A 14,766-nucleotide genomic window follows, 5' to 3' on the forward strand; every position below is an offset into this window, starting at 1 on the left:
GGTAATGGAAAATATTTGAATAAAATTGTTGATAATGCCCGAATATATGAAACCTTCCTCCCTGATTTCGCGTCTATTCTACGTGGGACTTAGGACCCGAGTTCATGAGATGGGGGAAGTAACCATGGAGCAAGCATCGCTGCCCAAACGTTCAAGCGTAAGAAACCAACGGTCCGCTCCAAAAGGGACACAGAAAAGGAAAAAGAAAAGGGGAGGTTTCCGTCGGTTCAGCATACGCTTCTTCTGGAGCCTGGTTCTGGTCGGTGCCGCGGCGGCCGCGTGGTTGTTCCTGACGGTATCCGGCAATCATTTTCGTTACCTGATAGCGGATACGCTCATAACGACACAGCATCGCTATTTGGCGAAATATATTATTGGGCAGGACGAGCTGAACAAGCGCGTAGCGGAATACAACAAGCGGTTTGAAGCCATGGGCGTCGAAAAAGATACGCACCAAATCAAGCTGCCGGTGCAAACCCAGACAGCTTCCGCCGAAGCCGGCAAGGAGACGGAGAAGCCGCCCCTTGTGGAGATTGAGGAAGTTTCGGGTAAAGGGTATCACGGGTATGTAATGACCGTTCACGATCCGAAAAAAATCCGTCTGGGCGTTCCCGCAAAGCGCGGCAAAGGCGAGAAGGTCTCGAGCATGGTCAAGCGCTACGGCGCGATTGCCGGCGTGAACGGAGGCGGATTCGCCGACCCGAACTGGAAAGGGAATGGCTTTAAGCCGATCGGCATCGTCATATCGCAGGGGAAGCTGTATTACAACGGATTGGGAAAAAATGCGACCACCCAGGTGGTAGGCATTGACCGGGACGGCAAAATGATCGCCGGCAACTATTCGCTGAAGGAATTGGATCGGATGGGGGTTCAGGAAGCGGTGACGTTTCAGCCGCGGATCATCGTCAACGGCAAAGGGCTCATAAAGAATGCCGCCGAAGGCTGGGGCATCGCGCCGCGGACCGCCATGGGCCAGCGTGAGGACGGGGCCATCCTGTTTGTCGTCATTGACGGAAGACAGCCGACGTACAGCGTCGGAGCCAATTTATACGATGTCCAGCAGATCATGCTGAAGCACGGGGCGGTGATCGCTGCCAATCTGGACGGAGGATCCTCCACCGTCCTCGTCAAAGATAATGAAATTGTGAACAAACCGTCATCGGAATACGGGGAACGGTATTTGCCTACCGCGTTTCTGGTGTTTGAACACCCCGAGCAGGCGGACATCCCGAATATATGGGCGGGCCTCAATCCGAGGGATATCGACCCTTCGAAGAAGTAGGAATCGTTTATATATAAAAGAAAAAAAGCCTGAAAATCAGGCTTTTTTGGAATAAATGATTCCGATCGTTTTGGCACCGCAGTGGGAGCTAATGACGCAGCCGGCATCCGAGAGGGCAACCTCGCGGGCGCCGGTTTTTTGTTCCAGCAGCCTTTTGATCGCTTCCGCGTCCTCTGCCGCCATGGAATGGGTGACGAAGATGAGATCGTTGTCCATCTCGTCCTTCTTGTCCAGCGCATTGTTGACCATCTGCTCCAGGGCTTTTTCCCGCTTGCCGCGGACCTTGTAGGCCGGAGTCATCTTACCGTCGATCACTTTGATGACCGGCCGGATCTTGAGCAGGCTGCTCATGAGGTTCTGCATGCCTGTGCAGCGTCCGCCCTTGTACAGATATTCCAGCGAATCAATGACGAATTCGGTCTCTACGAGCGGCTTAACGGTCTCCACGATGCTGGCGATTTCACGGGCGCTTTTCCCCTGTTCTGCCGCGGCCACCGCTTTCATGACCAGCAGGCCGATGCCGGTGGTCAGATTCCGTGAATCCACGACCGTGATTCGTCCCTCCGGGAACTCCTCACCTGCGATCAGCGCGTTCTGATAAGTCGAGGATAGCTCGGACGACAGGCTGATATAAACGATATCCCGTCCTTCTTCCACAAACGGGGTGAATGCCGCGATAAAATCGGACGGAGACGGAGCGGCCGTCTTGGGAAGGCTGCCCGTCTGCTCCACCTTGGCATACAATTCGGGTGTCGTTAAGTCGACGCCGTCCCTGTAATTCTGGTCCCCGAACGTAACGTACAGCGGAATAACGCCGATGTCATGGGCTTTGATCCAATCGTGAGGAAGGTCGCATGTGCTGTCGGCAAATATTTTGACTTGAGACATAAGATCACCTTTTTCTTCTAATAGACTGCTGGACTGCGGGTAAAGTTTGCTAGACTGCGGCAGAGGCCATGAAGTATATAAAGAACAAGCCGATACTGAGCACGATGACGGCATTCACAATAAGCCCGATGATGGCAAAGATCTTTTTGCGGTTCTTGATGGCCGTCCCCACAATGCCCAGAATCGTTCCGACCACGTTGATGAGAACCAGTGCGATCATCAGCAGACCGACAACACCGAGGCCAAGGACCGCATTGGAATTCGGACCGTCCAGCATGCCTTCTTCGAGATAAGGAGCCATAATGGCGCCTGCTGCCGCGGCACTGATGATATAACCCAGCAAACTGACCAGGCCCATGACAAAGGATGCGATGCCGGGCCCGGAATGCTTCAGCGCAGCAGGGGGAACGAACTGAGCATGGGGCGAATGGGGCCCCGGGTTCTGCTGGAATCCGTCCGGCTGGTGCGGAGGCTGGTTTGAATCCATGAAATCACTCTCTCCTTCGAATCGATAGATATGCTTCTTACTTTTCCATAAGATCCCGTAAAAATCAAGCTGATTTGGGCAGTCTTGTGCCATGGTGGTGGAAAAGGCGGTGTCCGATCGGTTAAAATAGTTAACAGTTTGTTAGTAGATAGAATGAACTGAAGAAAATCATATTTTAACAGGCTTTAGTTCAATCTATATAGATTAGGAACATCCAAAGGAGTTGTCGATGTGCAGCGCAAATTTATATTGACCGGCGCCCTGATGGCGATGCTGTCCGTGGTGATCGGAGCATTCGGAGCCCACATGCTGGAACCTATCGTCGGAGAGTCGGCGATGAAGGTTTATGAAACTGGGGTTCAATATCATATGGCGCACGCCTTGGGGATCATACTGATTGGGGTCGTTGCGGGGTTATGGGGGGATTCGCGCAAGCTGGCCTGGGCGGGATGGCTGCTGCTGGCCGGGATCATTCTGTTTTCCGGAAGTCTGTATGTTCTCGCCATCACCGGGATCAAAGTGCTTGGCGCCATTACGCCGCTTGGAGGCGTTGCCTTCATCATCGGCTGGATCTGCCTGATTGCGGAAGCCGCATCGCGCAGACGATCCTGACCCTCCATACCGGAGGAGAACAGAAGAAAGCCCGTCTTCGGCTTAGTGAGCCGGGACGGGCTTGTTTTAGTGTTATAAGCTTCGGAGAAACGGCATCCTTATCCTACTAGATGACCTCGTCCACTTCGTTCAGCTTAAAGGTATAAACCTGTTTCTCATCCACGTGATATACGTTCAGCATCTGGTGTTCCTCATCATAATTCAGGATCCGGCACGGCATATGAATGTGCTGCCCGCTCCGATTGGCCGTCAGCCGGATCAGCCGGTTGTCACGGATGTATACCTGAATCCAATCATAAATGTCCGAACCGCCATGCACCGGGTTTCGGGGCGGCTGGCTTTTTGCATTTTTCCCCACGGCCGCTGTACGCAGCTCCGCTTCCTTGATCGGAGCAGGGGGAACGGACGGATGGGAAGGCTCTTCTTTGGAAAGGAGAGATTTGCGCTTGTCCTGAAGCATCGATTCAATCAACCGCCCCAGTTCAATTCCCGATTTGATGCGAAAATCCGCAATATGCCCGTTGCCGTTCAGCATGCCGAGGAGTTCTTGAAGCGCCAGGGCATTAGAGGGACTTTTCACTAAGATGTCGACGTTGAATAAAAAACCCGATTCGTCATTGGATTGATTGTTGTCCATGGATCCCCCAAACTATACGTTCAAATTAGATATGAAAGTGATTAAATAATATCATGAATGTGAATAGAATCATAGTCCTAATGTCGGAGTGGAAAGCAACTTTCTTCCTATTTATTTCGGCGCATTTTGGTTATGGACGTCCGCACAGTCACCCCCTCACCAGGGCGAATACAATGATGCTGGATGGATATCACGCCTGGGGAGGTGTACAGCTGAATGGTGACCATGGTGCCGATTACCGTCGGGGGCCACAGCTTTGTTGGGGTAGAGGTCAAATTGCCCAAGACGACGCTGCTCACGATCAACTCGCCGAAAGGGTACATTATGTGCGGGGCGCTGGACGTAGGCCTGCTTAACACGAGACTGGCGGAGCGAAAAATCATTGCGGGCCGTGCTGTCGGCGTCAAAACGCTGCAGGAGCTGCTTGAAGCGCCGCTGGAGTCGGTGACGACCGAGGCCGAGGCGCTCGGAATCGTTCCGGGCATGCCAGGGCATGAAGCTCTGTTAAAAATGGTGTAATGGCCTCACGGCCGCCGACTGGAAAGCAATAAAAAGCCAGCCCGGGCAGGGCTGGCTGAGCCGGTGGCATTTCGGCGATTAGAGACACTAGCCCGAAACGAAGCCACATTGGCCATGCTCATTAAGCTTGGAAAAGAGCGGCGAGGTTCTCGGCGAACGGCGCTTTGACGATCCCCTTTTCCGTGATGATGGCTGTTACATATTCGTGAGGCGTGACATCAAACGCCGGGTTGTAGACCTTGATGCCTTCGGGAGCGGTTCTCTTCCCGAAGCCCTCGGTGACTTCCTCAGCGGGTCGCTCTTCAATCGGGATGTTGTCCCCTGTAGGGGTGTTCAGATCGATCGTCGACAACGGGCAGGCGACGTAGAACGGAATGCCGTGGGCCTTTGCCAGCACGGCCAGGCTGTAGGTGCCGATTTTGTTGGCGACGTCGCCGTTGGCGGCCACCCGGTCGGTGCCAACGATCACCGCCTGCACCCATCCCTTGGACATGACCATGCCTGCCATGTTATCGCAGAGCAGCGTCACGTCAATTCCGGCCTGCTGGAGCTCGAAGGCCGTCAGCCGCGCGCCCTGCAGCACAGGTCGCGTCTCATCGGCATACACTTTCAGCTGTATGCCCTGTTCCTGGGCCAAATACATCGGCGCGGTCGCCGTTCCGTATTTGGCCGTAGCCAGCCCGCCTGCATTGCAGTGGGTGAGCACGCCCATGCCGTCCCGGAACAGGGGCAGTGCATTCTCCCCGATGCGGCGGCACACTTCCTCGTCCTCCGCTTGAATCGCGTTGGCCTCGGCCAGCAGGGCCTCGTTCAGGTCGGCAACGCTGCCTCCCCGGCCGGCCAACTCATGCGCTTTCCCTTTCATCCGGTCCAGCGCCCAGAACAGATTGACCGCCGTCGGCCGCGAGGTGGCCAGATAGGCGCTGACCTTGACGACATGGTCGTCCCAGGCGGCGGCATCGACGCCTCCATACTGGCGCGCCCCGAGCACCACGCCGTAAGCGGCGGCGATGCCGATGGCCGGTGCGCCCCGGACTTTCATCGCATGGATCGATTCCCACACTTCTTCCGGCGTGTATAAATCCAGATAGACGATGGCGTCCGGAAGCAGGCGCTGATCCAGCAGGATCAGCTTGTCGCCGCCCCATTGGACGGAAGTTAACGGTTCGCTGCGTCGTTGTGTTTGTTCTTGGTTGTCATTACTCATTTTACGGCTCCTTTAAGCGGCTCGGCTTCCTTCACCAGCCGGACGATGTCTTCGCCGGACTGGATGGTCCGGTTGAATAGAACGAGCTGTTTGCCGATAGCCAGCGCCGTACGCTGCGCCTTCTCCCGCTGCTTTACGTCCGCGATCGTGTCGATGTCGGCCACATGGGACAAGCCGACGATGCGCCGGATCATTTTGCAGCCGGCGAATCCGCAGGCATCCCGCAGTACTTTGGCCACGTAGGCGTCCTGGTAGCCGGGTGCTTTCGCAAGCGGGTCCCTTGCATCCTCATCCCACAGCTTGCGGAAGCGGATTTCAAATTCGGACCATACGTCCGAAACCATGCGCAGAAGACGCTCTTGATTGCCGAGAACCTCCGATTCTGCGGCATCCCAGCCTGGCCGGGAAGCGTAGTTCAGCAGCAGGTTGCCGATGACGGCGCCGAGGTCGAAGCCCATCGGCCCGTAGTAGGCAAACTCGGGGTCAATCACTTTGGTCGATTCCGGTGTGACGAAAATGCTGCCGGTATGCAGGTCGCCGTGAACCAGCGCTTCGGTCCGGGTCAGGAAGGCTTCACGGAGCAGGGCGACTTCCAGATGGAGCTTGCCGTTCTCCCGCAGCTCCTTCGCCTCATCCTCCAGATAGTCCGGGTAGTTGTTGTTATCGGAAAACCGGTATGGATCGTCAAAGATCAAATCCTCGGTAATTTTGCACAGATCCGGATTGATGAATTTACGTACCTGTTCTTTCTTTTCCTGCGGGTTCAGGTACAGATCCGAGGTATAGAACAGCGTTCTGGCCGTAAATTCGCCGATATGGCGGGCAAACAACGGATAGGCTTGTCCTTCGATCAGCCCTTTGCGCATAATCGTATGGTCGCTCAGGTCTTCCATGACGGTTATCGCCAGGTCATCGTCGTAGGAGAACACCTGCGGTGCCAGTCCGGGACACAGGCGGTACTGCACTTGAAGCGCCTCGCGTTCAATGCGTGCCCGGTCCAGGGACAACGGCCAGGATTCCCCGACCACCTTCGCATAAGGAAGGGCTTGTTTGACAATGATACTTTTATCGCTGTTCCGGTCCGTAATATGGAACACTAAGTTCAGGTTGCCGTCACCGATTTCTTTGCATTCCAGCTGCGCATTGGGCGTGAAATGCCCCGGAATGCCGCGGACGAGAGAAATGGCGTCTTGGACGGTGAGCGGGTGATATGTGGACATGGAAGTCACCTCCGTATAATAAGGAAACGCGAATAAAGCCAACTTGTTCACTTGGTTATAAAACAGTATATCGGATTGCCGACCTCTTTTGAATCTTTTTTTCAGTGAGAGCGTTTGAAAACGAAAGACCCTGCCATTTATGGGCAATTGTTTCGTGCAGCGGGTTGAAGGGTAAGATAAGGGCAGGGAGGCACGCAGCCCAGATTACTCTCGGAAGAGCCTCCCCATACTTATACGAAAACTCCAGCCGGACCCCGAAGCAGCCGTTGTATGCGGCAATGGAGAGGGAAGGCCATATACTTAAAAAAGGAAGGGATATTCATGGCAAAAACGTCATCCAAATCGAAAACATCCACTTTGGAGCAAATCCTGAACCAACAAGTTGCGAACCTGAACGTCCTGTATGTCAAAATCCATAATTACCATTGGTATGTAAAGGGTGAGCATTTCTTTACCCTCCACGTGAAATTTGAAGAGCTGTACGACGATATTACACTGAAAATGGACGAAGTGGCTGAACGGCTGCTTACGATTAAAGGAAGCCCGGCTGCGACGATGAAGGAGTACCTGGACATCGCAACCATTCAGGAAGCTTCCGGCAATGAAGACCAGCGCAAAATGGTGCAGACCCTGATCGAGGACTTTGCCACCGTTGCCGAGGAAATGAGCGAAGGAATCAGCCTGGCGGAGGAAGCCGGCGACCATCCGACGGCCGATATGTTTATCAAGATCAAGAGCGATCTCGAAAAGCACATGTGGATGCTCCGTTCTTACCTGGGATAAGGGATGCTTCTTTCGCGAAAGCCTGGAAGTGCGCTGGCCGCCAGCGCACTTTTTGTGTCCCGGATCAACCTTTGACGGCATAACGTATAAGACCGCGTTGCCTTTTTGATTAATCAGACATGAATCGGACGTACGGGAAATTGAGAAATGGGATCCGGTCTCTGGCGGCTGTTCCCGGTCATGAATCCGAGCGTCTGCGCGGTTGTCAGGATCCTCCATGCTGCTGTTCCCTGGATGTGGAAATGCAATCCATAACATATCGCAGAATGTTCACGAAATGCCAGCTGGTGATGAGAACGATAGCTCCGTTGCCGGATGCTGCAGAACTTCCGCGAAACCGTTCGTCATGAACAGCATCCATGGAAAAATTTGATATTGTAAGGAAACAGGCTTGGCTGCAACCGCGGCGAAGCCTGTTTCTGTAATGAAACACCAGGTTTACTACGAGGGGCGGTTGATATGATTCGCCATTTATTATAAAATTGTGATAATCATTGAGAATCAATTTAGACTCATTACAAATTGATAATAATGATTGATTGAAATCGGGGAGCGCGTCCCTGTTGAAATAGACTTTCTGATTTCGGCAAAACATTTAACGGAGGGAAAAACGAATATGGCTACTAATTTCACCATTGAAGGACTTAAAGCGACAATCGAGGGCAAGGAAATCCTGAAAGGCATCAACCTGGAAATGAAGGGCGGAGAAATCCACGCCATCATGGGACCTAACGGTACCGGTAAAAGTACACTTGCTTCCGCTTTGATGGGACATCCTAAATACGAAGTAACGGACGGCAGCGTAACCCTGAACGGCGAAGACGTTCTGGAAATGGGCGTTGACGAGCGTGCGCGGGCCGGCCTGTTCCTGGCTATGCAGTACCCGAGCGAAATTACGGGCGTGACCAATTCCGACTTCCTTCGCAGTGCCATCAATGCACGCCGTGAAGAGGGCAATGAAATTTCGCTGATTCGTTTCATCCGTCAAATGGAAGCGAAGATGAAAGAACTCGATATGAACCCTGAGTTTGCCCATCGTTATTTGAACGAAGGCTTCTCCGGCGGTGAGAAGAAGCGTAACGAAATTTTGCAAATGATGATGATCGAACCAAACATCGTCATCCTGGACGAAATTGACTCCGGTCTGGATATCGACGCTTTGAAAATTGTTGCCAGCGGTGTAAACGCGATGCGCAGCGACGACCGCGGTTTCTTGATTATTACCCACTATCAGCGCCTGCTTAACTATGTGAAGCCTGATTTTGTACATGTTATGATGCAGGGCCGTATCGTGAAATCCGGTGGTCCTGAACTGGCGGAGCGCCTGGAAGCGGAAGGTTACGATTGGGTGAAGGAAGAGCTCGGCATCGAAGACGAAACTGTAGGTCAAGAAGCGTAAAGATAACGGAAGGAGGAGAACGAAGATGACAACACAAACCATTCTTCCGGTTAACGCTGAAGGCCTGAGCGCGCTGTCGAAGGGCAGCAACGAGCCGGCCTGGCTCACGGAAAATCGTCTGAAAGCATTGGAACTCGCGGCAACCCTCGAGCTGCCGAAACTCGAAAAAACGAGAATCGAACGCTGGGACATTCAAAACTACGGAAGCTTCAAATCGGTAAGCCCGATTGCATCCCTGGCTGAAGCTCCTGAATCGATTCGGGAACTGATCAAGGACCAGGAAGCGGGCAACCTGATTATCCAGCGCAATTCCGGAACCGTGTATACGAAGCTGTCCCCTGAGCTGGCTGCTCAAGGCGTCATTTTCACCGATCTGGCGACGGCGGTGAAGGAGCACGAGGATCTCGTTAAGGCTCACCTTCATACGGCTGTTACAGCGGATGAGAGCTCCGTAGCCGCACTGCATGCCGCATTGTGGAACGGCGGGGTGTTCCTGTATGTTCCAAAAAATGTGGAGGTATCCGTACCGCTGCAGGCCGTTCTGTTGACAGACGACGAGGAAGCGACCTTTGCCCCTCATATTCTGGTCATTGCCGATACGAACAGTTCTGTAACCTATGTAGATAACTATGTATCGGGTACATCCGGTAAACCGGTCACTCATAACGGCGCCGTTGAGGTATTCGCTAAATCGGGAGCGAAGGTCCGGTTTGCGACCATTCATCAAATGGGCACGAACGTGACGGACATCAGCTACCGCCGTGCTGTGATCGAGAACGACGCGTCCATGGAATGGATCGTCGGCGAAATGAACAGCGGTGATACCGCCAGCGATACTTACTCGATTCTGAAAGGAAACGGATCGACGTCCGATTCCAAGATCATCGCCGTAGGCTCCGGTTCTCAGAAGCTGAACTACACGACTCGTGCGAACCACTTCGGCAAGAGCTCCGAGAGCCAAATGATTACCCGTGCGGTCATGCGTGAAGAAGCACAGGCCATCATCAACGGCATCACCAAGATCGAGAAGGGCGCGACCAAATCTGACGGACAGCAAACGGAGAAAGTGCTGATGCTGAGTCCGAAAGCACGCGGTGACGCCAACCCGATCCTGCTGATCGACGAGGACGACGTTAAGGCAGGTCATGCTGCATCCGTCGGCCAGGTCAACCCTGAACAAATTTACTACCTGATGTCCCGCGGGATTTCCCGCGAGGTTGCCGAATCCCTGATCATCTATGGATTCCTGGCACCGGTCGTATCTCAGATTCCGCTTGAAGGCCTGCGCACGCAGCTTCAATCGGTCATCGAAGGGAAGTTGGGACAATGAACCGCGACATTCTCGAGCAGTTTCCCATCCTGAATCAGGAAATAAACGGCCACCCGTTGGTATATCTTGATAATGCGGCGACTTCCCAGAAACCGCTCGCTGTGATCGAGGCTGTCAAACGCTATTACGAGCATGACAACGCCAACGTGCACCGCGGGGTGCATACGCTTGGAAGCCGTGCAACGGATGCTTATGAAGGCGCGCGCGAGAAGGTAGCTAAGTTCATTAATGCGAAGAGCACGAAGGAAATTATTTTTACGCGGGGAACGACGACAGCCCTGAACCTGGTGGCTTCCTCGTTCGGGCGCTCGATTTGCCAGGAAGGCGATGAAATCGTCCTGACCCCGCTGGAACATCACAGTAATCTAATTCCTTGGCAGCAGGTGGCAAAAGCCACCGGCGCCACGTTGAAATATGTTAAACTACAAGAAGACGGTTCAGTCACCTTGGCCGAAGTCGAGAAAGTCGTCACCGAGAAAACCAAGATCATCGCGATGGGCTATGTGTCCAACGTCATGGGCGTGGTTAACCCGGTGAAGGAAGTTGCCGAGCTGGCGCATCGCCACGGCGCGTATATGGTCGTGGACGGCGCCCAGAGCACGCCTCACATGAAGATCGATGTTCAGGATCTGGATTGCGACTTCTACGCATTCTCCGGCCACAAGATGTGCGGTCCTACCGGCATCGGTGTACTGTACGGCAAAAAGGCGCTGCTCGAATCCATGGAACCGGTGGAATTCGGCGGTGAAATGATTGACGATGTCGGACTATACGATTCTTCCTGGAAGGAGCTGCCCTGGAAGTTTGAAGGGGGCACCCCGATTATCGCCGGAGCGGTTGGGCTTGCTGCAGCCATCGATTTTCTCGAGGAAATCGGCATGGACCAAATCGAGGAGCATGAGCAGAAGCTCGCGAAGTATGCGATCGAGCGGTTATCGGAAATTGAAGGCCTGAAGCTTTATGGTCCGCGTGTACGTAAAGTGGGCTTGGTCACCTTCAATTTGGGAGATGTGCATCCGCATGATGTGGCTACGGTTCTGGATGCCAGCGGGGTTGCGATCCGCGCAGGCCATCACTGCTGTCAGCCGCTCATGCGTTGGCTTGAGGCCAGTGCCACCGCCCGTGCAAGCTTTTATCTATACAATACCGAACAAGATGTAGATCGTCTGATCAGCGCCTTAATCCAGACAAAGGAGTATTTTGGATGATGGAACTTGACGACTTGTACCGGCGTGTCATAATGGATCATTATAAAAACCCCCGCAATCGGGGCAAATTTGAAAATGAAGCCGTGACGGTGGATCTGAACAACCCGACCTGCGGCGACAAAATTTCGCTTCAGCTTATTGTCGATAACGGCATGGTCAAAGATGCCAGATACACAGGCGAGGGCTGCTCCATCAGCATGTCCTCCGCCTCGATGATGACCGAAGCGGTCAAAGGCAAGACGCTTGAGGAAGCGAAGGAAATGGCTTCACGCTTTTCGTCGCTGATGCAGGGTGAGGACGTTCATTTTGACGATTACGAAGATATCGAAGCCCTGTCCGGAGTTAACAAGTTCCCGGCCCGCATTAAATGCGCAACGCTCGCTTGGAATGCACTGCGGAAAGGTATTGACGAGGAACGCATTAACCACTAACGATAGGGAGGCTGAATACTCATGGCCAAAAAAGCGCCTGAAATAGAAGAGTATAAATACGGATTCCGCGACGAACATAAAGCGGTATTCCAAACCGGTAAAGGACTTACCCGTGAGATTGTTACCGAAATTTCCAAAATCAAAAACGAGCCGGAATGGATGCTTGAATTCCGTCTGAAATCATTGGAGCAGTTCGAGAAAATGCCAATGCCTCGCTGGGGCGGCGACCTGGATGAACTGGACTTCAACGATATCCAGTACTACGTAAGACCTTCCGAGAAGCAAGGAAAGACGTGGGAAGAAGTACCGGCTGAGATCAAAGAAACCTTTGACAAGCTGGGTATTCCGGAAGCCGAGCAGAAATTCCTGGCCGGTGTATCCGCCCAGTATGAATCCGAAGTTGTGTATCACAACATGCAGAAAGACCTGGAAGACCAAGGGGTTATCTTCATGGATACCGACACGGCGCTGAAAGAGCATCCTGAAATTTTCAGAGAGCACTTTGCGACTGTCGTTCCTCCTACCGATAACAAATTTGCTGCACTGAACAGTGCGGTATGGTCCGGCGGAAGCTTCATTTACGTTCCAAAAGGCGTTAAATGTGAAATTCCGCTGCAGGCTTACTTCCGGATCAATTCCGAGAACATGGGCCAATTCGAACGTACGCTGATCATTGCGGACGAAGACAGCTTCGTGCATTATGTCGAAGGCTGTACCGCTCCAATCTACAGCACGAACTCGCTGCACAGTGCGGTTGTTGAGATCATCTGTAAGAAAAACGCACGCGTACGTTACACGACGATCCAAAACTGGGCGCCGAACATCTACAACCTCGTTACCAAACGGGCGGTAGCTGAAGAGAACGCCACGATGGAATGGGTAGACGGCAACATCGGCTCCAAACTGACGATGAAATATCCGGCAGTGCTGCTGAAAGGACGCGGCGCGAAAGGCATGGTGCTGTCCATTGCGGTTGCAGGCAAAGGCCAGCATCAGGATGCAGGCGCCAAGATGATCCACTTGGCTCCGGATACGACGTCCACGATCGTATCGAAGTCGATCAGTAAGCACGGCGGCAAGGTCACCTACCGCGGTCTCGCTTCCTTCGGCCGCAACGCGGAAGGCGCGAAAGCCAACATCAAGTGCGATACGCTGATCCTGGATAACGAGTCCACTTCGGATACGATTCCGTACAACGAGATCAAGAACGACAACATCGTTCTGGAGCACGAAGCGACGGTATCCAAGGTATCGGAAGATCAGCTCTTCTACTTGATGAGCCGCGGACTCACCGAAGCCGAGGCGACGCAAATGATCGTTATGGGCTTCATCGAGCCGTTCACGAAGGAGCTCCCAATGGAATATGCGGTCGAAATGAACCGCTTGATCAAATTCGAGATGGAAGGCTCCATCGGTTAATAGAAAGCAAACAAAGCGTGTACTGCGCAGCCGTTACGGCGGCTTCGCGGGCACGCTTTCTTATTAGATATAAGAAAGTAAAAACTTCGAAGACTCGGTATCTTTTATATCGCAAGAAAAGCTCCGGATAAACGCGGCCTGTCTTTTATGAAAGTCCGTCGATAGGTATTTTTTTCGTCACATTCAAAAAGAAGCCCTCAGTTGAGGGCTTCTTTTGCATTGAACGGGTTACATATAAATTTGATCGATGGCAATATTCCGGTCAGAGGACAGATCGATGAACCGGTCCTCGGTCTTCACAAGCGGACGGAAGAAATCCGCCGGATTGGTCATGATAATGGTGCCGGTTTCCCCGGAAGTCAAGGTGACCCGTTTGCCGATAAAGTTCGGGAGCATATGGCTGATAAACGCCTGGGTTGCCCGGGGGCTCAGCTTACCGAAGCTGAGGCTGTACAGCTCGCGGAGCACGGTCAGCAGTTCCTGCTTCGTCTGATACACACGGTTCGTTGTCATCGCACTAAACACGTCGGCCACCGCGGTAATCCGCGAAAAAGGATGGACTTCAAGCTCGCCGCACTGGTGGGGATAGCCGCTCCCGTCGTCACGTTCGTGATGCTGCAGCGCGACCAGCGCGGGAATTTCATCGTTGGTGGAGCTTCGGATGATATCGTAACCGTAGACGGTATGACGCTTCATTTCTTCAAATTCTTCCGGCGTAAGCTTGCCGGGTTTGTACAACAGCTCGGCGGGGACGAGGCATTTGCCGATGTCATGCAAAAAACCCGCTTTTCCAGCTGCGAAGGCCTCCTCGGGAGCATACCCGAGCCAGGTAGATATGTAGTAGGAAAGAATGCCGACCTGAACGGAATGTTGGTATGTATATTCGTCTTCCGGATTGATGGACAAGAGGAGGGAGACCACGTCGGTATGGGTGCTGAGCCGGTCCACCAGCGGCTCCATAATGTCATTGACGACGGTCGTGTTGATCCGGCCTGTCGAAAGGGCTTCCAGATACAGCGACTCAAACCCTTCCACCGCTTGTCCAACCTGTTCTTCCACCTTGGAAGCAGGTTGACCGGAAAGGAACGGTGATGAAGCGGTCGGCTCATCCGGCCGGGAGGGGTCAACCTCCACATAAGCGATGCCATGTTGAATCAGCTTGCTGATCTCTTCAAGCTTCAGTTCCTTCCCTTTGTGGAGCACATGAAGCCCGATATCGTTAAACGTATCGGCTTGAAGCCGATCACCGGGCCGTAATTCCGTGACATGAACTCTCAAAACTGATCGTCACCTCATTGTTCAGATTGGAACCTATTGTTTTGAAATCTATATTAGCAAGAAAAA

General features: G+C 53.1%; 15 protein-coding genes. 9 read left to right on the plus strand and 6 right to left on the minus strand.

Annotated features, from left to right (window positions below):
* The first annotated feature begins 124 nt into the window (after nt 1-124).
* Nucleotides 125-1,282 carry a phosphodiester glycosidase family protein gene (locus tag IAE55_RS08870; protein WP_145160190.1) on the plus strand — a complete coding sequence of 386 codons (1,158 nt, stop codon included), beginning with the start codon at nt 125-127 and terminating at the stop codon, nt 1,280-1,282.
* A gap of 36 nt (nt 1,283-1,318) precedes the next feature.
* Here the strand turns inward: IAE55_RS08870 and IAE55_RS08875 are convergent, their stop codons facing one another.
* Nucleotides 1,319-2,170: a DegV family protein gene (locus tag IAE55_RS08875; RefSeq protein WP_145160188.1), complete on the minus strand. Its 852-nt coding sequence runs from the start codon at nt 2,168-2,170 to the stop codon at nt 1,319-1,321.
* Between the two features lie 49 nt (nt 2,171-2,219).
* Nucleotides 2,220-2,657: a hypothetical protein gene (locus IAE55_RS08880; RefSeq protein ID WP_105441772.1), complete on the minus strand. Its 438-nt coding sequence runs from the start codon at nt 2,655-2,657 to the stop codon at nt 2,220-2,222.
* Between the two features lie 231 nt (nt 2,658-2,888).
* On the opposite strand from IAE55_RS08880, the gene IAE55_RS08885 reads away from it, so the two are divergent.
* Entirely contained in the window at nt 2,889-3,269 is a 381-nt protein-coding gene (locus IAE55_RS08885) for a DUF423 domain-containing protein (protein WP_105441771.1), read from the plus strand.
* Nucleotides 3,270-3,375: 106 nt separating this feature from the next.
* Here IAE55_RS08885 and IAE55_RS08890 read toward each other — a convergent pair whose 3' ends face one another.
* Entirely contained in the window at nt 3,376-3,906 is a 531-nt protein-coding gene (locus IAE55_RS08890) for a hypothetical protein (protein ID WP_105441770.1), read from the minus strand.
* A gap of 216 nt (nt 3,907-4,122) precedes the next feature.
* On the opposite strand from IAE55_RS08890, the gene IAE55_RS08895 reads away from it, so the two are divergent.
* Nucleotides 4,123-4,425 carry a YunC family protein gene (locus tag IAE55_RS08895; protein ID WP_076170502.1) on the plus strand — a complete coding sequence of 101 codons (303 nt, stop codon included), beginning with the start codon at nt 4,123-4,125 and terminating at the stop codon, nt 4,423-4,425.
* Nucleotides 4,426-4,546: 121 nt separating this feature from the next.
* Here the strand turns inward: IAE55_RS08895 and mtnA are convergent, their stop codons facing one another.
* Nucleotides 4,547-5,632 (minus strand): S-methyl-5-thioribose-1-phosphate isomerase, encoded by a 1,086-nt coding sequence (gene mtnA / locus IAE55_RS08900; protein WP_145136099.1) that lies wholly within the window; start codon nt 5,630-5,632, stop codon nt 4,547-4,549.
* The gene (gene mtnK / locus IAE55_RS08905) at nt 5,629-6,852 is read right to left on the minus strand and encodes an S-methyl-5-thioribose kinase (RefSeq protein ID WP_200631775.1); all 1,224 of its coding nucleotides are present in this window, start codon (nt 6,850-6,852) and stop codon (nt 5,629-5,631) included. Before mtnK ends, mtnA begins: the two co-directional genes overlap by 4 nt.
* Nucleotides 6,853-7,173: 321 nt before the next feature.
* Between mtnK and IAE55_RS08910 the strand changes: the two genes are divergently transcribed.
* From IAE55_RS08910 to sufB, 6 genes are all read left to right on the plus strand, one after another.
* Nucleotides 7,174-7,635, plus strand: a complete 462-nt coding sequence (locus tag IAE55_RS08910) for a Dps family protein (RefSeq protein ID WP_076170500.1) — start codon at nt 7,174-7,176, stop codon at nt 7,633-7,635.
* Between the two features lie 616 nt (nt 7,636-8,251).
* Nucleotides 8,252-9,034, plus strand: a complete 783-nt coding sequence (gene sufC / locus IAE55_RS08915; protein ID WP_105441768.1) for a Fe-S cluster assembly ATPase SufC — start codon at nt 8,252-8,254, stop codon at nt 9,032-9,034.
* Between the two features lie 25 nt (nt 9,035-9,059).
* Entirely contained in the window at nt 9,060-10,364 is a 1,305-nt protein-coding gene (sufD, locus tag IAE55_RS08920; protein ID WP_076170498.1) for a Fe-S cluster assembly protein SufD, read from the plus strand.
* A complete protein-coding gene (locus IAE55_RS08925) occupies nt 10,361-11,572 on the plus strand; it encodes a cysteine desulfurase (RefSeq protein ID WP_076170497.1) in 1,212 nt (403 codons plus the stop codon). Before sufD ends, IAE55_RS08925 begins: the two co-directional genes overlap by 4 nt.
* Nucleotides 11,572-12,003: a Fe-S cluster assembly sulfur transfer protein SufU gene (gene sufU / locus IAE55_RS08930; protein WP_116232670.1), complete on the plus strand. Its 432-nt coding sequence runs from the start codon at nt 11,572-11,574 to the stop codon at nt 12,001-12,003. The genes IAE55_RS08925 and sufU overlap by 1 nt, the downstream gene beginning before the upstream one ends.
* Nucleotides 12,004-12,024: 21 nt before the next feature.
* Complete coding sequence (gene sufB, locus IAE55_RS08935) at nt 12,025-13,422, plus strand: Fe-S cluster assembly protein SufB (protein ID WP_076170496.1); 1,398 nt, start codon at nt 12,025-12,027, stop codon at nt 13,420-13,422.
* A gap of 228 nt (nt 13,423-13,650) precedes the next feature.
* On the opposite strand, the gene IAE55_RS08940 is transcribed toward sufB, so the two are convergent.
* Complete coding sequence (locus IAE55_RS08940; RefSeq protein ID WP_145160182.1) at nt 13,651-14,700, minus strand: HD-GYP domain-containing protein; 1,050 nt, start codon at nt 14,698-14,700, stop codon at nt 13,651-13,653.
* Between the last annotated feature and the right edge of the window lie 66 nt (nt 14,701-14,766).

This window comes from Paenibacillus sp. S28, from assembly GCF_016624415.1.
GTDB lineage: Bacteria > Bacillota > Bacilli > Paenibacillales > Paenibacillaceae > Paenibacillus_AQ > Paenibacillus_AQ favisporus.